The sequence below is a fragment of the Chitinophaga sp. Ak27 genome (genome assembly GCF_012726295.1).
Classification (GTDB): domain Bacteria; phylum Bacteroidota; class Bacteroidia; order Chitinophagales; family Chitinophagaceae; genus Chitinophaga.
Genome location: NZ_JABAOB010000001.1, coordinates 1,782,951 through 1,806,968, shown reverse-complemented (window position 1 = coordinate 1,806,968; position 24,018 = coordinate 1,782,951). Strand labels below are relative to the sequence as shown.

18 protein-coding genes and 1 other RNA gene are annotated in these 24,018 nt (G+C 44.6%); 10 read left to right on the top strand and 9 right to left on the bottom strand.

The features are described from left to right. Nucleotides 1–20 precede the first annotated feature (20 nt). The 3 genes from HGH90_RS07110 (at nt 21) to ssrA (ending at nt 3,056) form a co-directional block, all read left to right on the top strand. Complete coding sequence (locus tag HGH90_RS07110; RefSeq protein WP_168762335.1) at nt 21–1,187, top strand: 1-deoxy-D-xylulose-5-phosphate reductoisomerase; 1,167 nt, start codon at nt 21–23, stop codon at nt 1,185–1,187. Nucleotides 1,188–1,272: 85 nt separating this feature from the next. Then, nucleotides 1,273–2,607 carry an RIP metalloprotease RseP gene (rseP, locus tag HGH90_RS07105; RefSeq protein ID WP_168762336.1) on the top strand — a complete coding sequence of 445 codons (1,335 nt, stop codon included), beginning with the start codon at nt 1,273–1,275 and terminating at the stop codon, nt 2,605–2,607. A gap of 75 nt (nt 2,608–2,682) precedes the next feature. After that, nucleotides 2,683–3,056, top strand: a transfer-messenger RNA (tmRNA) gene (gene ssrA / locus HGH90_RS07100). Nucleotides 3,057–3,323: 267 nt separating this feature from the next. Here ssrA and HGH90_RS07095 read toward each other — a convergent pair. Continuing rightward, complete coding sequence (locus HGH90_RS07095) at nt 3,324–3,632, bottom strand: hypothetical protein (RefSeq protein WP_168762337.1); 309 nt, start codon at nt 3,630–3,632, stop codon at nt 3,324–3,326. Nucleotides 3,633–3,868: 236 nt separating this feature from the next. Here HGH90_RS07095 and HGH90_RS07090 point away from each other — a divergent pair, with 236 nt between their 5' ends. Then, nucleotides 3,869–4,804: a DUF6892 domain-containing protein gene (locus HGH90_RS07090; protein WP_169190726.1), complete on the top strand. Its 936-nt coding sequence runs from the start codon at nt 3,869–3,871 to the stop codon at nt 4,802–4,804. Nucleotides 4,805–4,894: 90 nt separating this feature from the next. Here the strand turns inward: HGH90_RS07090 and HGH90_RS07085 are convergent, their stop codons facing one another. The 5 genes from HGH90_RS07085 to HGH90_RS07065 form a co-directional block, all read right to left on the bottom strand. After that, complete coding sequence (locus HGH90_RS07085) at nt 4,895–5,686, bottom strand: hypothetical protein (RefSeq protein ID WP_169190725.1); 792 nt, start codon at nt 5,684–5,686, stop codon at nt 4,895–4,897. An 11-nt stretch (nt 5,687–5,697) separates the two neighbouring features. Further along, nucleotides 5,698–6,486: a hypothetical protein gene (locus HGH90_RS07080; protein ID WP_169190724.1), complete on the bottom strand. Its 789-nt coding sequence runs from the start codon at nt 6,484–6,486 to the stop codon at nt 5,698–5,700. Between the two features lie 29 nt (nt 6,487–6,515). Then, nucleotides 6,516–9,956, bottom strand: coding sequence for a TonB-dependent receptor (locus HGH90_RS07075; RefSeq protein ID WP_211092859.1), 3,441 nt, complete (start codon nt 9,954–9,956; stop codon nt 6,516–6,518). A gap of 164 nt (nt 9,957–10,120) precedes the next feature. Next, nucleotides 10,121–11,083 carry a FecR family protein gene (locus tag HGH90_RS07070; protein WP_168762341.1) on the bottom strand — a complete coding sequence of 321 codons (963 nt, stop codon included), beginning with the start codon at nt 11,081–11,083 and terminating at the stop codon, nt 10,121–10,123. Nucleotides 11,084–11,180: 97 nt separating this feature from the next. After that, nucleotides 11,181–11,759: an RNA polymerase sigma factor gene (locus HGH90_RS07065; RefSeq protein ID WP_169190723.1), complete on the bottom strand. Its 579-nt coding sequence runs from the start codon at nt 11,757–11,759 to the stop codon at nt 11,181–11,183. Between the two features lie 259 nt (nt 11,760–12,018). Here HGH90_RS07065 and HGH90_RS07060 point away from each other — a divergent pair, with 259 nt between their 5' ends. The 5 genes from HGH90_RS07060 (at nt 12,019) to HGH90_RS07040 (ending at nt 20,634) form a co-directional block, all read left to right on the top strand. Next, on the top strand, nt 12,019–12,585 hold the full coding sequence (locus HGH90_RS07060) for an RNA polymerase sigma factor (RefSeq protein ID WP_169190722.1): 567 nt from the start codon (nt 12,019–12,021) through the stop codon (nt 12,583–12,585). A 70-nt stretch (nt 12,586–12,655) separates the two neighbouring features. Beyond that, a complete protein-coding gene (locus tag HGH90_RS07055; RefSeq protein WP_169190721.1) occupies nt 12,656–13,822 on the top strand; it encodes a FecR family protein in 1,167 nt (388 codons plus the stop codon). Between the two features lie 182 nt (nt 13,823–14,004). After that, nucleotides 14,005–17,556 (top strand): SusC/RagA family TonB-linked outer membrane protein, encoded by a 3,552-nt coding sequence (locus HGH90_RS07050; protein WP_169190720.1) that lies wholly within the window; start codon nt 14,005–14,007, stop codon nt 17,554–17,556. Nucleotides 17,557–17,566: 10 nt separating this feature from the next. Next, nucleotides 17,567–19,096, top strand: a complete 1,530-nt coding sequence (locus tag HGH90_RS07045) for a RagB/SusD family nutrient uptake outer membrane protein (RefSeq protein ID WP_168762346.1) — start codon at nt 17,567–17,569, stop codon at nt 19,094–19,096. A gap of 11 nt (nt 19,097–19,107) precedes the next feature. Further along, nucleotides 19,108–20,634, top strand: a complete 1,527-nt coding sequence (locus HGH90_RS07040) for a TlpA disulfide reductase family protein (protein WP_169190719.1) — start codon at nt 19,108–19,110, stop codon at nt 20,632–20,634. A 48-nt stretch (nt 20,635–20,682) separates the two neighbouring features. On the opposite strand, the gene HGH90_RS07035 is transcribed toward HGH90_RS07040, so the two are convergent. From HGH90_RS07035 to HGH90_RS07025, 3 genes are all read right to left on the bottom strand, one after another. Further along, on the bottom strand, nt 20,683–21,024 hold the full coding sequence (locus tag HGH90_RS07035) for a HopJ type III effector protein (protein ID WP_168762348.1): 342 nt from the start codon (nt 21,022–21,024) through the stop codon (nt 20,683–20,685). Nucleotides 21,025–21,097: 73 nt separating this feature from the next. Beyond that, entirely contained in the window at nt 21,098–21,688 is a 591-nt protein-coding gene (locus HGH90_RS07030) for a hypothetical protein (protein ID WP_169190718.1), read from the bottom strand. 141 nt (nt 21,689–21,829) lie between these two features. After that, entirely contained in the window at nt 21,830–22,594 is a 765-nt protein-coding gene (locus HGH90_RS07025; protein ID WP_169190717.1) for a MerR family transcriptional regulator, read from the bottom strand. Nucleotides 22,595–22,980: 386 nt separating this feature from the next. Between HGH90_RS07025 and asnA the strand changes: the two genes are divergently transcribed. After that, nucleotides 22,981–23,967 (top strand): aspartate--ammonia ligase, encoded by a 987-nt coding sequence (gene asnA / locus HGH90_RS07020; protein ID WP_247679790.1) that lies wholly within the window; start codon nt 22,981–22,983, stop codon nt 23,965–23,967. Nucleotides 23,968–24,018: the final 51 nt, after the last annotated feature.

Below are 24,018 nucleotides of genomic sequence, written 5' to 3'. Positions count from 1 at the left end.
TAAAAAAGTAAATCACCGTAATGAATAAACGAAAGATTGCCATTTTCGGATCCACCGGTTCTATCGGCATACAGGCCCTGGAGGTGATCGCTGCGCATCCGGAAAGGTTTAGTGTAGAAGTGCTGACCGCTCAGCAGAATGCGGACCTGCTCATAGAGCAGGCGCTGAAATTTAAGCCCAATGCGGTTGTTATAGGCAGCGAAGCAAAGTACAAGCAGGTAAAAGACATTTTATTTGATAAAGGCATTAAAGTATTTGCCGGTCCGAAAGCGATGGTAGAAGTAGCTGCCTGGAGTTCGATCGACATGATGCTGGCGGCTATTATGGGATTTGCCGGTCTGGCGCCCACATTAGCTGCTATTGAACAGGGTACGCCCGTGGCGCTGGCCAACAAAGAAACCCTCGTAGTAGCTGGGGATATTGTGATGGCTACTGCCCGCAGGAAAAATGTGCCCATTATCCCGGTAGATTCTGAACATTCGGCTATTTTCCAGTGTTTGCTGGGAGAGCCGTTTACCAAGGTGGAAAAGGTAATACTCACCGCTTCCGGCGGGCCTTTCCTGGGAAAAAAGCCGAACTTCCTGATTAATGTAAAGAAAGACCATGCGCTGCAACATCCCAACTGGAGCATGGGCGCTAAAATCACCATCGATTCCGCTACCCTGATGAATAAAGGGTTGGAAATGATTGAAGCCCGCTGGCTGTTTGGACTGGCCCCGGAAAATATTGAGGTGGTGATACATGCCCAATCCATAATTCACTCCATGGTACAGTTTGTAGATGGCTCACTGAAAGCTCAGATGGGATTGCCGGATATGAAGTTGCCTATACAATATGCCCTGGGATATCCTGACCGTTTGGCCAACGATTTTCCCCGGTTTTCCTTCAGAAATTATCCATCCCTCACTTTTGAGCAGCCGGATACCAAAACTTTCCGTAACCTCGCCATTGCCACAGATGCCATGCATAAGGGCGGTAATGCTGCCTGCGTGATGAATGCGGCGAATGAGGAAGTGGTCAATGCCTTCCTGAAAAACAGGATAGGCTTCCTGCAAATGACGGAAGTAATTGAAGAAACGCTGGTTAAAGTACCGTTTATAGCCACCCCTTCCCTGCACGATTATTACGAGTGCGATAATGCTGCACGTGAACACGCCGCATCCCTTATCAATGCTATCGTTATATAAACTACCGGTAAAAAATTAACAAAGAGTTTTGCCTGAATATGTATTAAAACTGATATATTAGGCAGATTAAAGCAGAAACAACTAAATGACTACAGAGGTAATATTGGTGAAGGCCGGGCAGTTATTACTGTCACTCTCTATTTTGGTAGTATTGCATGAGTTAGGCCATTTTATCCCGGCCAAACTATTCAAAACCAGGGTGGAAAAATTCTATTTATTCTTTGATCCATGGTTTTCTCTTTTTAAAATTAAAAAGGGAGAAACAGAATATGGTGTAGGTTGGCTACCATTGGGAGGATATGTAAAAATATCCGGTATGATAGATGAAAGTATGGATAAGGAGCAGATGGCCAAACCTGCGCAGCCCTGGGAGTTTCGGGCCAAGCCGGCGTGGCAGCGCCTGATCATTATGATAGGAGGGGTAACGGTTAACATTGTACTGGCATTTTTCATTTATGCAATGATGTTATGGTACTGGGGAGAAACCTATTTACCTACATCTGCTGCCAAATACGGTGTGGTAACGGATTCGCTGGCCCGGAGCATTGGTATGCAGGATGGAGATAAGATCCTGACCATCGACCATCGTACTGTTGAAGCATTTGATGCCATCCCCGGAGACGTGATCTTGCACGAAGCTAAAAGCATTCAGATCGAACGCGATGGAAAAGAGATAGACCTGCCTATCCCGGATGGATTTATCCGCCAGTTGCTGAAGCAGAAGGCGCCTTTTGCAGTGCCCCGTTTCCCTTATGTGGCCGACAGTACACAGCCTGGCAGCGCTGCTGCTGCGGTAGGCGTGAAGAAAGGCGACCGGTTGGTAGCCATCAACGGTATAACATTGCCTTACTTCAGTGATTTTGCCAAGGAGATCAAGAAGCATAAAAATGAAGATGTGATTGTGAGTGTAATCCGTGGTAATGACACCCTGAACCTGGCGGCGAAGCTGAATGATAAAGGTCAGTTTGGCGTGTATCCCAAAGATCCGTTTGAATATAAAACCAAAACCTATACTTTCCTGGAGGCGATTCCGGCAGGTTTTAGCAAGAGCATAGAAAAACTGGTGAAGTATGTACAGCAGCTGCGCCTGATCTTTGTTTCCAAGGAAGTGAAAGTGACAGAATCGCTCGGTGGTTTTATGAGCATCGGTAACCTGTTCCCTGAAGTATGGGACTGGCGTATGTTCTGGGAAATGACGGCTTTCCTATCCATTATCCTCGCTTTCATGAATATATTGCCTATTCCGGCCCTGGATGGCGGTCACGTACTGTTCTTATTGTACGAGATCATTACCGGCCGTAAGCCCAGCGAGAAGTTCCTGGAATATGCCCAGATTTTTGGAATGGTGATCCTGTTTGGTTTACTGTTGTTTGCCAATGGGCTGGACGTTTGGAGAAACCTGGTAAGTAAATTATTTTAAGTAAAAATGGAACATTTGATGAGATTGTGTTATCAAATGTTCCATTTTTTTCTTATCTTTGTAAGCTAAAATACCGGGGATGCCTGGTTTTGACAGCATAGATCTTTGAGAGTGTAAGCATGCCGTGCGTTGGATAATTAGCACGATAATCTGAATACCCAAACTCTAATTGGCGAATCTAACTACGCCATGGCTGCCTAATCAGAGATTAGACACCCATTATAGCCGCCCGGAGTTGTCGCCTTATGCGACTCCCGCCGCTGAATCATCAAACCCATAGGGATAGGTGCTCATGGTTTCTGTGAGTGAGTACTGAAGCTAAACGGATAAGAACGAGGTTGGTTCGTTATGCCCCTGCTGAGTTCCGACAAATCAATGCATAAATAAGCATGTAGAAAGCTTTCGGCGAATGTGTTTGGACGCGGGTTCGATTCCCGCCATCTCCACCAGATTGATTTTCAATCAATTACAGTACATTTTTATTTGTATTGTTAGAGGTTCTTGAGGGTTGGTGTTTAGTTACACCAGCCCTTTTTGTATTTCTATTACCTTGTTTTTTAAGGTCAGTGTTTCCATGTGTTTGAGGTTTTATGATTGCTTTAGCCAGGACCAGCAAAGCTTGACTTGAGGCTTAATAAAATGCCAATACCTATGTGGGGGTATCTCCATTTCAATTTCATCTGCTTCGTTTGGCGACAATAAAAGATTATTAAAGGCTAGATAATATTCAGATCATCTTTATAGGACCGCTTGTAAAAATCCTTCAGATTACGTGCAAGCAAAGCCTTATCTGCAACTGGTTCCCCATCTAGCCATTGCTCAGTCCCTTCAAGAGAAACCTTCGCTTCCCGCGCCGAAAATTTCTCTAGTATGAGGCAATGATCATTTTCCGCATAGAACAACCCTTCCCCCCGGTATATGATCAACATCCGATAAGTCGTGCAACCGTCCACATAGATGTACACTTTCGTGGGTGGCGCGCTGAGTAATTGTTTTGCCAGTGCTGCTTTGTCTTTTTTATTCATGACTATTTATATTTAATATAGGCCGGATAATGCTTTACTGCAATCTATTTTTTTGCATATAATGGCCTTTATATCAGATTTGCCAACATCGCTTGCATCTGGCCCTCCATGCTATTAGCCAGGTAACCATTGAGAAAATTGTTGATTCTTTTGATTGTATATTTAGTTGTAATATAGCAATGTTGGAACGGATACGTGTATAAACAGACGGTGTTCAAAGTAATTAAAATCATTTTTTGAGCCGTTATTACTTATTCGATTTTTTTTTACAGCATATGCAAATAGTAGTTGAAAACAACAAGCTTGTCATTAATGGAAAGGAAATGACAACGCTGCTATCAGTTACGGGATTACAGCAACTGTTGGGGGATGCCCGGCATACACGTACAAAACACAACCATGTATATACCTGGGATGAATGGGGTATGGTGGCTTATTCAAAAAATGACAAAGAAGTAGATCAGATTGAACTTGCCTTTCAGCCAGAACCTGGACTGAAATTTTCGCCTGCTGCTGGTTTTACGGGAGAATTTGTAATTGAACAAATTGATTACCGTGATTTTTACCGGCAGCATAAGAACGAACTGGAGAAGGTAGCAGATTATGACGATAGCGGTAGCTTGTTATCTGGTGGATTCAAAATTTGGTTTGACGTTAATAATGATGCCCTTTCATTGGTTAGTATCAGTACTTTTACACCGCCTCCTCCAAAAGTTTATTCCGATAAATATAGGTTTCGCCGAATTGATGGAAAGAAAATTGAATTTAAAGATTTTAATTTTAAGTTGGCCGTCATCCAGGTACTTATGTACGAGAAAAAAATATTACAGCCCGTGTTTGATTTATATGATTTCATTCAAAACTACGAGCAGCGGGTAATCGACATTGAGAAAGAAGGGTATCATTTTATTGCCGAAGTTACTGCCTATTTTGAGGCATTGGAAATAGATGAAAAGTATGCAAATGAAGTTACCGAAATCTCTCAGGATGCAGGCAATAAAATTTACCGCAATATGCGCTGGTTTTGGGACGGCGAAGACGACACCTTCAATATAAAGAATTTTGAGGATGTCAGGTATTTTAATAATCTACGCAAGATGTCTCTTTTTTATACAGATAATCTGGAGCTGATAAAGGCTCCACTGACTGAAAAAAATATCATCGTTGCGTAATTCGATGAATTGATGTCGGCTTCTTATTCCGGCTATCTATACACTGCCTCAAAAAGCACCTGCGTTTTGAGGCAGTGTATACAGTAATTTTTATCTTACCCTGTCCGGATGAAAATACATCCTTGCGTAATCCAGCATATATGGTCCGGGGGTTATTACATACTGCTGTACCAATCCCTTTTCTCCTGCCAGCGGCAACTGTATGCCGGAAACAGGCATCTTGCTTTTGCTTTCATCGTCTTCAAATGCCCATTGATCTGTAGTGCCGGTCCTGGTAAAACAAAGACTGGCAGCATCGTCTACATTGGTTTTAGTATTGAAGTCTGCTCCCGCTAAATAATCTACATAGATCCAGCTGCCAGGTTTTACGTTTTTAGCCAAATAAGTTCTGTATTCCTTACCGGTGGCATTATCCATCCTGTAAAGAGATATATCCAGCGGTGTTTCGTTATCTGTGTAATGAATATAGAAGCCCAGTTTATTGGTAGATATATCCGGCGTAGGTGACTGTACCTCCATCACTTTACCGTTGATGTACAGAAAATTAATAGCAGCCCTGGTATCGCCTGGCGGTAATGATTTAGTGAAAATAACTTGTTTGGTAACTGTATCAGTTATCACCACTGTTTTTTGTTGTTGCTTTTCAGTGTAGGCATATGCAACATTGAATTCAAATTTTGCTATTGGCTTAAGCACCTTATCTCCACCATATACAGTTGTATCTATCGTTACCCGGAGTGCGTTTGCTGATCCGTTATAGCCATTTACTACCACGTGCATGGCTTTCCGGACATTTTGTTCTTCTTTTTTGCAGGCAGCGAACATTGCTGATAATAACAGCAGGCAAAGCGTTGGCTTTTTATAATTAATAAATTTCCTCATTTCGTTGATGTTTAGAGTTCTAATTTTTTAGCGAATCTCATGCTGTTGCCAACAGGCGCTTCTTCGAATATATACACCCTGGATGCTGCTGTGGAAGCGGCGGGCTTGGGCGCAGTGGTGGAGGTGGCATGCCAGGTGTATTCAGAACCTGCTGTATAGAATTCGTTGGTGCCTGCTTTATAAATATAAACGAGGAATAACACCGCTGTGGGCTGTCCGTTGTATACCTGGCCTGTAGTTGAGAACGTCGGTATAGTTACTGGTGCTGAAAATTCATTGGGCTTTACATTTTTGATCCGGGTGATTTCTTCGAAGACTTTTGGTGTAAAGTAGTATTTACCCAAAACAATGTCTACAGGTTCCGCATATTTGGTAACCGTAGGCGTAAACATATAGGATATTTTGATCTTATTATTTTCGAAGGCAGGTATTTCGGGCATTTTGCTTACCTGCCCGTTGAAATAAAAGAATTCTATATTAGCGGGGCTGTCTTCCTTTTTCAATGTTTTGTTCATGACCGTTTTACCGGTACCTGTTTCCATGATGCTCAGTTGTAGGGTAGACTGACCAGCCGGGATAATACAGCCCCTGGTGGCATCAAACTTCCCTGGAGCCGCATCGGTAACGGCGAAGGTATCGAGTTTGATGGCTAATGTTTCACTGCTGGCATTGTAACCTTTCACGGTTACCGCCAGCATATTATCTTCGTAAAGAAAGTCGCGGTTTTGTTTACTACAGGCCAGTAGTGTTGTCAATAAAGTTCCTGTCACTACGGTAGATAGTATATTAATGATTTTCATTTTTTTCATTTTTAAGAAACTGGAGAAGCTTAAAACGTATAGGCTGCGGTTAAGCTAAACGAAGCGCCTACTTTCCTGACAAAGGTTTCTTTATCACCTACTCTCATTTTGGTTTTTCCGTCGGAGGAGGTTTCTAAATAACCTGCTTCATATTTCTGTGAGAAGCCATCTTTCCATTCGTAGATGTCGGACCATTCTGTAGCGGTGATATAAGATCCTCCCAGGCCAGCCCATTTGTCCTGAATTTTATAGGTATCGTTACTATTGATGTAAAAGCGGTATGGGCTGTTGGTCAGATTACTCATATTGAATCTTACATTGAGTTTTTTATTTTTCAGGAATGAATAGCTGATTTGTGCATCCAGTTGGTTACGCGGGCGTTCATATTCTACGATGTTAGGTTCCATACCTGTTGCAAAGGTTTTATAACCCATATGGTTATAGGCTACGTTGGCGCCCAGGCGATTGCCGGTATATTGCATCCCGAAGTTGTATAATACGGGTACCTGGCCGTATAGCGGGCGTTTCTCTTTCACCAGTTTTTTTGTGCGATAAGAGTAGGTGTTGCCATATATGTCGGCACTCATTGATTTCCCACCATACTCGGCTGCCTGTACCACAGAAGTTTGGAGGGTAAGGTTAGCACTGGCGTATAGTTTATCTAAGAATTTAGAACCGGGGTAAATAAAGCCCAGGCTTTTGCGCAGGTCTGCTTCCCAGCCATGTACTTTTGCCCATTCAGAGTTGCTGGTGGTTAGATATACCCGCATGCTGGCATCTGTCCAGTTACGATACAGCTCCACCGGTTGATCAAAATATTTATAGAAATAGCCGAAGGAGATCACTTCGCCGGCTTTAGGATACCACTCCAGGCGAAAGTCGTAGTGGTTGATAACGGTAGATAATACACCTTCGTTGCGGCGGTAGCCGGCAATGGACGGGTCGTAACGTATCATTAAGGAATTTTCAATCAACGCCGGGCGAACAACAGATTGGGAATATGCTGCACGGATGTTGAAGTTGCTGAATGGCGTGGCGGTAAGACTGGCAGAAGGCAGGTAGCGCCAGGTTTTCTCCTCTGTTTCAGGATTGGCGGTAGCGGTTACAATTTTCCCTGTTTCCGGATCTACATACTTTGTTTTTTCACCCAGTTCAATCAGTTTATCAATCGCCAGGTCGTTGGCACTATTTTTAAATCTTTCATATTTATAATACTCTGCTCTAACACCCCACACCAGCCGTAGCCATTTGGTAAAGCGGTTGTCGAGCATGGCGTATATTGCCTGGTTGTTATTCTTGCCCTCATATCCATTCCTGGAGAAGGCGGCAGGGTAATAAAGCAAATCTTTCAGGGGATCTTTAAAGTCCAGGAATTGCCCCCATTGCTGTACGGGTACATAAGGATAAATACTATTACCTGATTGTGCGCTACCGATCGGAAGAATGATCCAGTCATATAAGCCGCGGCGTTCCATAAACTGATACCCGGCTTTTACCGACTGTTTTTCTCCTGCTAATTTAAACTGGTAGCTCAGTGCACCTTCTGCTATTTTATTGGTTTCGCGGTAATAGTATTGAGCCCTGTTAAAGGTACCATAGCCGGGGTTAGTCAGTGCGGTAGGCGCCACGTTGTATACGGTTCCATTCAGGGTTTTATAAGGATAGAGCCAGGCTTCTACGGCATCCAGCTCATTGTTGGTAACGCTGTTGCGGGCTATGTTCCATTCGAATTTAAAGGCGCCAAAAGTATGTTCTCCATTGATACGGTTTTGCAACATGTCAATAAACTTTGGACGGTCGTACTCGCGGATTTCGGGCAGCTCTCCACCAATCTCATTTCCCCAGCCTACAATACGGGAAAACTGGTTGTTAAAAACACGGGAGTAGAAATTGCGTAAGGTAATTTTGTGGTGCTTTGAGCTCCAGCCGGCATTGAGCAGCACTCCCCAGGAGGTGACGAAGTTATATTGGTTAGAAAAGGTTGGCTGTAGCTCTTCTCCGGTTATAGCATCGTACCGGTCGTTGCCAATTTTTTCCCAGTTACCTCTTTCAAAACGTGGTATATCGTCGATCGCCTGCTCATTGCGATAGGTAAGCGAAGCTACAAAGCCGAAGCGGCTGTTGTGGATATTGTAATTGCGGCCGAGGCTGAATTGATAGTTTTGGCCGGGTGCTGTTTTGTAAGTTCTTGTGCCAAGCCGTTCGAAACCACCTATTTTGATGTTTTGCGCTGCTATCATAGCAGGGGTAATAGGTGTAATGCCGGGAGAGGGTATTGCATTAGGGTCTGTTAGCCTGTAATTGTCATTGGTAAAAGCCATCAGGTCTTTAGGAAAATGGTTCCTGCCTCCGTCATCAAATCCCAGGTAATCTTTTTTCCCACGGCCATAGCCCAGGAAATCTTTCCCTGTACTCCCGGAGATATATTTTGTACCGGCACTTATGGTGGTAAAATTTTCGTTGGGAATGGCAAATGTGTTCACCTGTATGAGGCCGCCGCCGAAACCGAAGCTCATATCGGGTGTAGCGGTTTTAGATACGATCACATTATCTATCAGGTTACTGGGAATAATGTCGAACTCGAAATCGCGTACCTGTACATCGGTACTTGGCAGAACAGCTCCGTCCATCATGGCAATGTTATAGCGTTCGGCGATGCCGCGTACGACTACACGGCGATTATCGACGGTACTAACGCCTGAAATACGTTTCAATGTTTCGCCTATATTTTTGTCTGGCAGCGCCGATATCTGTTCCCTGCTGATCCCGTTTGAAATGCCCGCTTCGTTCTTTTGGCGGGTGTATAAAGACGCTGTAGATTCCTTGCTGGCGGAAGAGGTGATCACAACGGCTGTCAGTGTACCCTTCTGTCGTTTCATGGTTATATTCAGCTGGAATACCTGTCCATCTTTTATTTCAACATCAGTCACCAGTTTGGAAACATATCCGATGGAGCTGATACGGACCTGGTATTTTCCTTTAGATAGGGGAATACTGAACGAACCATCAGTTTTGCTGGTGGTTCCCAGGTTGCCTATAAGAATAGTTACCGCTGGTAAAGGATCGCCGGTTTCATCGTCAATGATTTTTCCGGCAACACGGCCGTTTCCTGTTGATGCAGCCGCTTCGTCGAATGTGTTGCCTGGCGCAGCTGCCGGCTTAAGTATAATGGCGCCATTGCCGATACTATAGGAGATACCGGAAGTTTTATGCAGCATTTCCAGTACCTCCTTTATAGAAGGATTGTCATGATTGAAATGCAATATTTTTTCCAAACATTCACTAACCTCTTTTCCATAGGTGAATTGAACAGGTTCAATTTTTTCTATTAATGCAAGTACCGCTTTCCCTTTTATATCTTTTTGAGGAAGTTGGACCGACTTTGATGTTACCTGTGCCGAAACCGGGTGGGTGACAAGGAACATCATACTGAATAAAAAACAAATGATACAGCGTATCCTTTTTTGCATAACTTTATTAATTAAATGTTACAGACTTCTTGAACTGTGCGTTTAACAATGCTGCGCAGGGGGTGAGATACCAGCGCAGCATACTCCGGTCTGGAAACGCAGACCGGTTTTTTTATTTCTTTCATTTTTCATTTGATCATGCGCGTAATAGGTATTTAGGTTTGTTAATAAATAATAATCCTGTTATTTTCCTTTTTATATTGAAATCCGAGGGTGGCTGATAGCAATGAAAGGGCGTCAGTAAGCGACCGGTCTTTGATACGGATAGTTACTTTCTCCTGTTTCCATTTTGTACCGGTAATTTCAATGGGGACATTGTACCAGTCGGAGATAGATTGAACCACCTCCTCAAAAGGTGACTGGTTGAAAACCATTCCATTATTCCACCATTCGCAGAGCATGGCGGCATTTACTTCATCGATCGCAAAATTGTTTTGTTGCACATCATATCTCAGTCGTTTCCCGGGGCTCAGGTCGGCCAGTTGCCGGCCATCGTATTGTATGCCCACCTTACCGGTACGTACAATAACGGCAGTATGAAAACTGTCTTGTGCCGTTACTTCAAAGGAGGTACCCAATACGAGGGTACGTAACTTGCCCGACTGCACGTAAAAGGGGCGGGCGGGATCCTGTTTTACTTCGAAAAAGACTTTCCCGGAAAGGGTGACGGGCCGTTCTTTGGTATTAAAATTACCAGGGATTACCAATGTGGCGCCGGGAAAGAGATGCGCTATACTACTGTCTGGCAGCTGCACTGTTTTGTGGACGCCCTTTAACGCAATAATTGTTTGTGCAGCGGGTGATTGCTTTTTAAATAAGGGGGTAGTTAACCACACGGTACCGGAGAGTATCACAATAATGGCAGCGGCATATCCTATCCACGAACGGTAATTAGACAGGGAATATGATTTACGGACCACCGGCGGTGTGGCGAAAGATGACCAATTGGTACGATGTGTAAATGATTGCCAGAGCGCCGTATGAATCGTATGCCTGTCCCGGTCCTGTAAAGATTGCTCATCTTCGGGCCGTGCCTGCAGCCATTTTTCTATGAATTGTTTTTCCTGGCCGGTTGCCGTGCCTTGAAGGTACCTGTCAACCATTTCCCTGATTGTTGCTATGTTCATATAACCCGGAGCTTTTTATGTTCCTGACTATATGCCTCCAAAAACGGGATTTTAACTATCCGGGCATTGTTACCAAATTATTACCAAATGGGAAGACTTAGTTGCTGTGTAGAAATATGGCGATCAGCATCGCTTCTTTTAAATGCTTTTTAAGCTTTTGATAGCTTGAATTAAGTTGATTACGAACGGTTTGTTCAGAGATATTTAACAGGCGGGCGATTTCTTTTACAGATAGATTTTTTTCCTGGCGTAGCCGGTAAACCTGTTGCATTTTTTCGGGCAGCCTGGTTATTTCAACTTCCACCAGTGCTGCCAATTCTTTCATATGCAAGGGTGCTATATAGCTGTTTAATTCGGGTAAGATGTTTTGTTCGTATTCCTGGCTCCGGCCGGCATTTTTAGCGGCCCGGGAAAAATGGTTCAGCACTTCATATTGTACGGCAGCATGCAGGTAAGCGGCCAGGGTAGTTTCGATATCCAGGGAGGCGCGTCGCGACCATAGGCTGATCATTACTTCCTGTACTATATCCTGCGCGTCTGCTTCCGACTTTAAGCGGTTAAATGCATAGATATATAGCTTTTCCCAGTACCTGTCGAAAAGTGTTTTAAAAGCAGAACCCTTGTCTTGTTTTACCTGGAGCCACAGATTTAAGTCAGTCAGTTCGTTAAATGCCATTGAGTGCAGAAAGTACAGTTACTACTGACAAAAGTATATGGCTTTCGGGCAAATAATAAATTTTGGAATGGAAGATAATGGCTTGTTTAGCGCTTCCTTTGGCGCGTATTGGGCCATGGATGGAGCTGGTAGGCCGAATGTTATCTTACTATTAATCTATAAAAAAAGAAATAGGGCCGCATTTTGCCCAAAAAATCTTTTAAACATCTGAACGAAAACGGATTATCTTTAGGGGACCAACCATTGTCTATATTTTTTTATGTCCCAGTACGATATACATACAGATGAGCAACTGATTGCGCTGCTTAAATGCGGCGATGAAGGCGCTTTTACTGAAATATATGATCGTTACTGGAACCAGCTTTACAGATCCGCCTGCCGTAAGAAAGCAGATAGGGAGCAGGCCAAAGAAATTGTGCATGACGTATTCCTGGATATCTGGAAACGCCGGGAAACGCTAAACATCAGCTACCTGCCTGCCTACCTGGAACAGGCGGTCCGATTCAGGCTGATCAATTACATCAACCGGAATAAGATTCCTGCTTTTTTTGATTTATTCGAAACCTTGCTTTTTTCCCCTTACGAGGCGGACCAGGTATTGAAACAAAAGGATCTCATAAAGCTGCTGGAAGGCTGGGTAGATATATTACCGGAAACCCAGCGCCGGATTTTTATACAATATTTCCTGAAGGAGCTGTCTGTGAAGGAAATAGCGGTTGAAATGAACCTTTCGCCCAAGACGATACAGAATAATTTAAGTCTATCTCTCCGTCACCTGCGTACCAGGTTTGGTACGCTGGTAGCCATTCTTCACTTTTTCATCTGATAAAGGAAAAAAAGTTATTTTTTTTCGGGAAGAGGTGTCCTTTTTTGTGACTATACTAAAAAGGCGTTTTATGCAACTTTCTGACTGGCACCAGAAGTATTTGCTATCCATACTCAAAAAATATGAGGCAGGGCAGGCGAGCCCCGCTGAAGTGCGTTTTATTGAAAGTTATATGGATAGCCTGGATAACCTGAACACCGGATCAGACAATATGGAGGACAGCAGCGGGTTGCAGGATGATATAAAGGCGGAGTTGCTGAAGAGTATTCGCCAACCCGATGGCAAAAGGATAGAAATGCCTTTTGTCAAAACGATGCAATTGTCTTACCGACGCCGTATGCGGATGTGGGCTGCTGCTGCAGCTATCGTTTTGCTGTTGGCAGGCGCCGGTATGTATTGGTGGCTGCAACATGCCAGGGGAGCAGGTTCCCCGATGCTTGCTGCCAGAACGGATATTGCACCCGGAGGTAATGGCGCGGTACTGCACCTCTCGGACGGCAGTACACTGGTATTGGACAGCGCAGGTAATGGTACGGTGGCCATACAGGGGAAAGTGAAGGTGATAAAAGAGAATGGAATGATAAAATACCAGGGAACAACCAGTGAAGAAGTGTATAATGAAGTGACTACTGATAAAGGCCGGCAGTGGCGAATGGTGTTGCCGGATGGAAGCGGGGTATGGCTGAACGCTGCCAGCTCTATCCGTTACCCGTTAAGTTTTAACGGCAAAGAGCGGATCGTGGATATTACAGGCGAGGTTTATTTTGAGGTAATACATAACGAAAAGCAACCTTTTAAAGTGCGGGTGGACAAACATGTGATAGAGGATATTGGTACTGCATTTAACATCAATGCCTATACCGACGAGCCGGTCATGAAAACGACCCTTGTAGAGGGACTGATACGGGTAAACGGCATATTGATGAAGCCTGGAGAACAGGCACAAGTGGGTGTTGGGCAGGATCAGGTCACCGTTAGTAAAGTGGATAATCCGGCCGATGCGATGGCCTGGATAAATGGCCAGCTTTCCCTGGAAAGTAACAACCTACAGGCGCTCCTGAGAAAAATAGCACGATGGTATAATATTGACATAAAAGTTGAGGGAACATTACCGGAAACCGGCTTTATAGGTATGATAGACCGGAATGTATATTTATCTGACGTAATAAAAGCATTAACTGTATATGGCGTTAACGCACGCCTGGAAGACCGGACACTGATCGTTTCCGCTAAATAAGAATTTATTCATCAACCAAAAAACATTAATATGACAACAGGATAGTTGTTAGGCCACCGGTATGCCCTGAAAAAAAGGCCGGAAGTGATTAGGACTCACCCCCGGCAGTTATTCAGGATACCTTGTGAACCAAATCTGCTTAAGGACCTCGTTTTTAAAGTACCACCGAACAAACCAAATTTATGAAACTTATTGTTAATGGGAATGCCCTTACGGGCAGGGGTAAACTATTGCCCCTTTTAATCTGGAAGATCATGCGGCTGACTATATTATTACTCATCATCGCACTGCATCTGAGCGCTAAAACCTACTCTCAGTATATCACTATCAAAAAGGGAAGCCTGACCATAAGACACGCGCTCAGCGAAATTAAAAAACAGTCCGGTTATTCCTTTATAGCCGACAATACGTTGCTGGAAAGTAATACGTTGCTGGATCTCCAGTTAAAGAACGTAACGATGAAAGAAGCGCTGGATGCTTGTTTAAAGGGATTACCCTACGCGTACAGTATAGAAGACCATCTTATTATTGTGAGGCGCGTACCCAGCAGGCTTTTTCCATCGATTCCGTTGCAGATGCTGGTGGCCACTACTATTCGTGGTCGTATTACAGATGAAAATGGTAAAGCGCTGGCCGGTGTGAGTGTACGTGTAGAGGGAAAAGCTATGGGAGCCATCACTAACGAGAACGGCGAGTTTACGCTAACCGGCGTGGCAGACAATGCCATCTTAATTATCGGTAGTGTGGGGTATGAAACGCAAAGAATGACAGCGGATGGCAAAAATTTTCTCTCCATTGTATTAAAAACAAAAACCAATGTGCTGGATGCTGTGGCCGTAGTATCTACCGGCTATCAAACCATATCCAAAGAGCGCGCTACCGGTTCGTTTGATGTGATCAGCAAATCGCAGCTCGACAAACCGGCTGTTAATATTGCCCAGCGCCTGATAGGCACCACAGCCGGTATGCAGGCCAAGCTGGACATTGATGGGAACCCTACCTTTGAAATCAGGGGAAAAACCAGCTTATATGCCACTGCTACCCCGCTTGTTGTAGTGGACGGTTTTCCTATCCAGGGCGATTTCAATTCTGTTAACCCCAATGACGTAGAAAGTGTCACCATCCTGAAAGATGCGGCAGCAGCGTCTATCTGGGGCGCCAGATCTGCGAATGGCGTTATTGTTATTACCACAAAAAAATCTGCCCACGGTGTGCCGCTACGGGTGGAGCTTTCCGCCTTTACCCGTGTGGGTAATAAATTTGATCTTGATTATGTAAATCCACTGGCATCATCTGCAGAAACTGTGGAATATGAGAAACTGACCTTTAACAGATGGGGAGCACAGGTCAACTCTGGCGACCTGACTACTAACTATGGTAAGCAATGGTCACAGGCTACAGTGGCACTGAGTGAAAATTATCTCGGTTACCTGTCAACTGCCGATCGCGATGCCGTGCTGCAAAAGCTGAAAACACAGGATAACCGTTCCCAGATATCAAAAAACCTGCTGGCTAACCCGTTAGATCAGCAATATAATCTTACCCTTTATGGCGGCTCCCAGCGGATGAGCAATGTACTATCCCTGTTGTTTGGAAAAAGACAATCAAACTTCAGAGGAACAAATGCCAACAACTATATGTTTAATTATCGCGCCAATGCCAATATATTTAAATGGCTCGATTTTAATGCTAATGCTATGCTGCAGTACAATGACGCGCATAACAACGGCGTAACGCTGGATGATATCAAAGGATTATCGCCCTATGATATGTTGACGAATCCCGATGGCTCTCTTACTAATATCAGCCAGTATTACTGGCCAATATTAACCCGGTCGGTACCCATGAATAAGTTTCCTTATCCTGACTGGACTTACAACCCTATCCAGGAAGTGAATAACCGGGATATCACCGCTAAGCAGCTAAACGCCAGGATGCAGGCAGGGCTAACATTCCGATTAATGAAAGGGTTGTCGTTCGATAGCAAAATTCAGTACGAGCTGTTTAACACGTTTAACCGTGGGTTGTACAACGACCAGACATTTTACGTCAGAAGCAGGGTGAATACTGCTGCCAGCTGGAATCAATCGACGGGCGCCATCACCCTGAACCTGCCTAAAGGAGGGATGCTTACACAAAGCAGGAACAAGGCAGAGTCGTATAATTTCCGTAACCAGGTTAATTTCAGCCGAAGGTTCGGAAAGCAACATGAAGTAAATGTAATTGCAGGCTCGGAAATCAACAGCCTGGTTGCGCAAACTTTCGGTAATCCTACGGCTTATGGTTATAATGATCAAACCCTTACCCTGGGCACCTTCCCGAACGGACCAGGAGGCACTTTTTCACCGATTAAAAACTGGCTGGGTAATAACCAGACATTCTCCTACACCAATACTTTCTCTTACACAACAGAAAGATATTTTTCTTTCTATGCCAACGGCGCATATACGTTCAACAATAAATACACCGTATCCGGCAGTTATCGTACAGATGCCTCAAACCTGATCACCGATGATCCGCAATATCGCTACGCACCTTTCTGGTCGGCAGGCCTGGCCTGGCAATTGCAAAAAGAACGCTTTATGTCAGGTATTTCCTGGATCGATTGGCTGAACCTGCGGCTCACTTACGGATTTAATGGTAACGTGGATAAGTCTACCGCTTTTCGTCCTTTGATAGCCACCACGGCCACACCGGACCTCTATACACAGGATTTTAAAGCCTCTGTTTCCAGCTATGGAAATCCTACGTTACGTTGGGAGAAAACAGGTACCTGGAATTTCGGGGTCGACTATACGCTATTCAATGACCTGCTGCATGGTAAGGTAGATGTTTACAATAAGAAAGGCCGGGATCTGATCGCAGTATTATCTATTCCGGCGGTTAATGGCACCACCTCACAGAAATTGAACAATGCGGAAATGAGCAACCGCGGGATAGAGATTACCATAGGCACTAACATCCCCATTAAAGGAAATGATATCATTTGGAGAGGTGATGTAAACTTTGCTTACAATAATAATAAAATCACTAAACTGTTTGTTGCCAACTATGCCGCATCTACGCTGTATTCCGGTGGTAGCGGCGCCTATGTGGAAGGGAAGGACGCGAATACGCTCTGGAGCTTTCAATACGCAGGCGTATATGATAAACAGCCTTATGTAAAGGGCGCGGGAAAAGACATGTATAATTTTACCGGCTGGACACCTGGCGATGGCAGGGATTATATGCTGGATATGGGCACACAGGTAGCGCCCTATACGCTGGGATGGGTCAATGCTTTCAAAATATATGACTTTGATGTATCATTTATCATTACCGGAAAATTCGGCCATGTGTTTAACCGCATGTCATTTAATTATCCCGTACTCTGGGGATCGCGGGTATTGCCCAACAAGAAACTGAGTGAGGTCATGAATGGCGATCCCATGAAGATAGTGCCCCTGCCCCAGAATGATGATGAGCCTAAGTTTTATTTCTGGGACCGGTTTTATCCTTACATGAGTTACCTGGCTGCAAACGCATCGCATATCCGGATGCAGGAGTTAAATATTACCTACCGCCTGAAAAAGAGACTGACATCTGCTATGCACATTGGCGGACTGCAGTTGTATGCACAGGGGAATGATCTTTTTACCATACTGGCCAACAGTTACGGAGAAGATCCTGAATATCCATTGGGAGGTATGAAGCCTCAGCCCAAATTTACATTCGGCCTTAAATTAACGCTTTAAATCTGCCATCATGTTGATCAATAAAATATACCGCTTGTTGCCGGGTATGGCGCTGCTGACTTTATTTAGTTCATGCGATAAATACCTGAATGAACCGCCGTCAAAAACATCGTCGCTGGTAGTAACTACTACGGCACAGTTAAATGCACTGTTGAATAATTATAGCACCTTTTACCAGGAAGGTAACAGGACCGCCATTTACAGTACTGATGATGCAGATCTTCCATTGGACCTGTACAATGCCCGCCCTTCCACATTTTCCATGGCACAGGTAGAGTTTACGTTATGGGACATCAACAATCTCCCGGATGACGGCCGTGAATCGTTCTGGAGCGGAGAATATAAAAAGATCTTTAATGCGAATATGGCCTTGTCTTATGTAGATAAAGTGACCGGTACAGAAGAGGAAAAAGCGGTTATAAAAGCAGATGCACATTTTATAAGGGCTTACAGCTATTGGGTATTGGCCAACACTTACTGTTTACCTTTTACAGCTGCCAATAAGCAGGAGGCCGGACTACCCCTGAAGCAGGGCACCGGGTTTGAAGAGCCGGTAGTACGCCAGCCGCTGGAAAAGGTGTATAACCTCATCGAATCAGACCTGGCAGAAGCGCTGAAAACACCGGTATCGCTGACGGGGGGAGGAACACCCCGTCATTGGCGGGCCAGCAAAGCAGGGGTTAACGGCTTTGCAGCACGTTATTATTTAAACCAGAATAACTATACAGAAGCGCTGAAGTATGCCAACGCCGCATTAGCAGAGTACAGCCAGCTGGTAGATTATAATACAGAAATGAAATACGGGAATGACGGGAATATAACGATTAATGCGGGTACACCGAATGCACAAACAGTGACTATTAAATATCCGTATACTCATAACAACCAGTCCGACATGACAGATATGATAGGCTGGAAAGAGTTCCTGTACTTCCGGATGCTGTATCATGAATCGTGGTGGTATATACCCAGCAAGGCTTTGCTGGATCTGTATGACCAGGACCACGACCTGCGTTATGAATATCATATCGTGGAAAATTATTCTTACGACCGTGGTTTGATCAAACCGGCCTATAGTTACCCGGGTTACATTTTCTTTTTTAAAGACAGGATACCTTCAGGTCCTACGGTTGCTGAGATGTTGCTGATAAAGGCGGAGTGCCAGGCACGTGCCAACAATATCAGCGATGCGATGACAGCTGTAAATACCCTGCGGACAAAGCGCCTGAAACCTGGTCCCTGGGTGAATCTTACGGCCGCAGGTAAAGATGCCGCGATAAAACTGATCCTGGAGGAACGCCGCCGCGAAATGCCATTTACACAACGCTGGTTTGATATACGGCGGTTAAATAACAACGACGATCCCAATGATGATGTAGTACTTAACAGAACATTTTATCCATATAATAATGCAAAGGTATCGGTGGGAGAGCCTACACAGGCTTATTCGTTGCCTAAGAACGGAAGGCGTTTTGCTGCGCCGCTTCCCCGTACAGAGATTATTTCCAGTAACGGTTTAATTGAACAAAATAAATATTAAAAACCAACCATATGACTCGTAAGAAAATCATCCATACCGGTATTGCCCTGCTGTTGGCAGGGCTCCCGGTAATACCTGTGCTGGCGCAGGAAAGCAATGCAAGTATCAGAGAGTTAAAAGCGGTGATAGGGAAGTACCCTGATAGCCTGGGAGCGCATCACCAGTTTATAGCGGCATTCCGTAAAAGTATTCCCAACGCGTCTTTCCGCAATGGCGATTCTGTGGTGTCGCTGCTGAAGGGGCAGTATGAGCAATGGGCAAAACAATTTCCCAAATCAGCGATTGTGCCCTTTGCGCTGGGCGAAGCTTTTGCGGATGTAGAAAGTCCGAAGGCCAGACCGTACCTGTTAAAAGCGGTAGCATTGAATCCGCGCCTGGCGCCGGCCTGGAGGGACCTGTCTATTGATGCAGACCGCTGGGGAAACCAGGACGGAGCAAGAGAATATATGGGCAAAGCTGCTGCCGCCGATCCTTCAGAACCGGGCTACGCTTTTTATTATGCCATGGACTTTGAGCATGTTGACGGAAAGAAATGGCGGACCATGTTGTATGACCTGGCCAAAAAATTTCCGCAAAGCGAGCGTGGAGCGCAGGGGTTATACTGGCTGGGCGCCCGGAGCCGGGATACAGCAGAAAAAATTACGGTGTATGAACAGATGCGCGCGGCCTATCCGCCGGCAAAGTTTAGCTGGTCGTCGGGAGGCATGGATGATTTATTTAGCATCTACCTGAAAACTAATCCTGTCAAGGCGCTAGCATTGGCGGGAGCCCTGAAGAGCCAGGAAGGCTGGGGGGCAAAGGATACCCTGGCAGGAAAGATTGTGACAATCAATACCCTGATGGAACAGCGGCAATTTAAAGAAGCCGCTGATATGCTGGCCGGCATAAAACTGCCCCGCTATTCAAGACTGACCACCTTTATTGCTCAATTGAAAGCCCAGGCAGCCCACGGTATGGGCAATACCCTCGAAGCATATAATAGACTGGCCACTATTTACGCTAAGGAACCAACAGACGATTTATGGAAAGGGCTGGAAGTGTATGGAAAGGCCCAGGGAAAGGACCATCAGCAGATAGAAAATGATATATGGCAGATAAGGCAACAGACCATCAAACCTGCGCCTCCTTTCAAACTCGGCCTGTATACTTCTTCCGGAACTGCCTCCCTGGAAGATTATAAGGGGAAAGTAGTACTGTTGACTTTCTGGTTTCCGGGCTGTGGTCCCTGCCGCGGCGAGTTTCCTCATTTTCAAAGTGTAATGGACAAATTTAAAGGACAGGACGTAGCCTATGTGGGAATTAATGTATCGCCCGACCAGGACGAATATGTAGTGCCATTTATGAAAGGAACGGGCTATTCCTTTACCCCGCTGCGCGCCGACGGCGATTGGGCCGCCAAGGTATACAAAGTGCGCGGAGAGCCTACCAACTTCCTCATCGATCAAAATGGGCAGCTGGTGTTTACCGATTTCCGGATAGATGGAAGTAACGAACGGACGCTGGAATTGATGATTGGATCGGTATTGAAACGGAAATAATTTTAAAGGGCCAGCAGATACAAATCTGCCGGCCCTTTACTTTTTAATTTACTTTGCCAGTAACGCTGTTCCTTCCAACACAACCCCATCCCAACCATGCGTCATAAACTGCCGGATATTCTGGTGATCTGTTCCCTCCGGATGCTGTAACACCGATTGATAATGCTCCGCAAATAAATAAAGCGTGTCTTCTTTACTTAACTGCTGCAGCTTCGCAAATGCAAATACTTTGGCGCTGCCCTGGTTTTGCGTGGCTTCATTATAGGTGTCGCCGTTTTTAAACGCAGTGGGTTGATGCCGGTAATATGTTTCTATAAATTCAATCACCTCTTTGAAGGTGGTGGTGTTGTCTTTTAAATGCTTAAGTAAAGTAGTCAGTGCTTCTTTCATGTAGTATGTAATATTTAAGGGGAGCGGCAGTCCTTTTTTAAGGTAGCAAAAATAGAAATTTTCTTCAAAGGGTTTATTTAATACTCACTTCCGGTAATTTATACGCTGCCACGGCGTCTACCAACTTACTTTTTTCTGCCGGTAATTTTTTCAGAAAGGCAGTTATTGCTGGCCCATATGCCCGCTGGCTGGCGGCGAAGAGTAACAGGCCCTTAACGCCGTTGTTATCAACAGCATGATAGCGGTATACATTTCTTTCTATAATGGCAATATCTTTCCCATCTGCGGAGGCCTGACTGATAAGGAAGTCGAGGATGTATTCCTGGTTTTTTTCGTAAACGTTGTAATTAACCATTGGGTTGGTGGTTTTCAATTTCTTCAATTCTTCCACTTTCTGACCAGCCAGATCCCGGGGCTGGAAATTCCCCTGGAGGAAATCCACCGTAACGAGCGACTTAAATTTTTCCAGGTTGTCGCCGGTCGCCAGGTATTCCTGCTTGTAGTAGTTGTTGTTGGGGTGGGAGGTCCATGCCAGGTTGTAGCTGGTGTTGTTCAACTGAATAGGGCCTGGGATGTGGAGGTAGTCGTTTACTTTGGATTGTGAAGCTGCGGTAGTACTCCAGAGGCTTAGTGCGAGGCTGAGTAGTTTTATTTTATTATTCATGGATGAATGTTTTCCATCGACGGTACCTGTGTTAATACCGGATGGGGGTTAGCAATATGATTTTTCAAGGATCAAATATAGTGGCTTTGGCGTTAGTGGCAAAAAGGATGGACCGGCGCAAATGCCGGTCCGGTGAATTTATTATTGTTTTGTTTTCAGATAATGGTGGGTAGCATTTTGTATGAACTGTGCCAATTGTCTGTTTGGGAGACCATCGGCTGGCATACCTGGATTATTTTCGGCATATAGTTCACCGAGCTTTCTGAAGTATTCCAACTTGCCGGTTTCTATTTTGCCGCCAGTAAGGCGGGTGATAATCTGGTAACGGAGTGCAATACATTGTTGTACTTCCTGATTCCCCGGATCTTTCGACATCAGGGTCGTAAGCCGGGTGGAGATATCATGGAGAGTCGTTTGCATTTTCTCCATTTCGTCTTTACCCAGTTCGCGTAGCGTACTTTCCACGGCTGAAACAGTTTCATTGCCCCATTGGGAAATGGCTGCGGTTCTATAGGCTACCACTTTTTCTCTTGGTATACCTTCGTATAAATCTTCTGCCTGTAACATAGTTTGGTTTTTAAGTGTTACCAATGTTTTTTCTATGGTACCAATCAATGTATTTATTCTTTCCTTCCGGGCTAACAGCGCTGTTTTATGTCCTTCCAGGGCCTGCAAAAGATCAAATGTAGGATCATCCAGGAGAGCACCTATCTCTTTAAGCGGAAAATCAAGTTCCCGATAAAAGAGAATCTGTTGCAGCCGCAGCAATTCTTGTTCGCCATAAAGCCGGTACCCGGCCACGGTACGGACAGAAGGTTTTAATAAGTCCATCTTATCGTACAGGTGTAAGGTGCGCACGCTGACACCTGCCAGCCGAGATAACTTTTTTACAGAATAGTTGTCCATCGTTTGGATTTATACCTTTCGGAACAAATATAGGGTATGACGTAAGGTAAGAGTCAAGAGGGGAAAATAGATTTTTTAAAAATTGTTGTGCGTTTATGCCATCTTTCTTCCCATGATAATAAATACCTTAAATCAATAAATAAAATGAATAAAAATGGAATTGTATTCCCATTTTTTATGATTTTCCGCAATTATTTTTCCTATTTATCGAATAAAATTCGGTTTTTGCCCCTTTTTTCTGTAAAATTTTCGGTTATGATGAAAAATGTTTAATAATTTCGTTCTTTTGTTGAAATTTATGCAGTTAAAGGACTATTTTAGTGATTATATATATCGCCAAAACAATCATTCTTCATTTTTATCAAAATTTAAAAAGTTATTGCATCATGCAGATGACAAAGCCAGCTGAAGTATCTAAAGAAGAACTGCTTTACGGGGAAAAAGGCGTTTCCCTGATAAAGGATTATTTTTCCACACAGTTATGTAAACAGCTCTCCTTAACCAAAGTATCCGCGCCGCTATTTGTGAAATCCGGCACCGGGTTTAATGATGACTTAAATGGAGTAGAACAACCCATCCGCTTTAACCTGAAAAATATTCCCTACCAGGTAGAAATTGTTCAGTCACTCGCCAAGTGGAAGAGAATGCGCTTACACGAACTGAACATGGAGCCGGAAACCGGCATTGTGACTGATATGAGAGCTATCCGGCCCGATGAGGTGGTATCAGATATACATAGCTTTTATGTAGACCAGTGGGATTGGGAAAAATGTATCCTGGATGAACACCGGAACATCGCTTATCTGAAAGAAACGGTGAAGAAAATTTACCTGGCCATCCTGGATACTAATAAAATGCTGGAAGAAAGGCATGTACGGGTGTTAGACTTACCGGAATCTGTATATTTTATACACAGCGAAGAGCTGCTACAGCTGTATCCCGACCTGGACTGCAAAGAACGCGAAAACCGGATCGCCAAACTTCATGGCGCTGTGTTTATTATGGGTATTGGTGGAAAGCTTTCTAACAATGCCGTACATGACGACCGTGCCCCGGACTATGACGACTGGTCGTCCGACAACGAAGATGGCTACCAAGGCTTGAACGGCGATCTGATTTTGTGGAACCCGGCACTCGATAGGGCACTGGAAATATCTTCCATGGGGATACGGGTAAATGCCGCGTCGCTGAGCAGTCAACTTGCATTACTAGGTTGCGAGCAGAGAAGCGGTTTGCAGTTCCACAGCAATGTGCTCAATAACGTGTATCCGCTCAGTATTGGCGGTGGAATCGGGCAATCCAGGTTGTGTATGTTCCTGCTGCAGAAAAAGAAAATTTCAGAAGTACAGTCAGGCATCTGGCCCGACGCATAATAAGCAATATCTTATTATAACCGTTGCCGGTTGCTATTAGCGGCCGGCAAC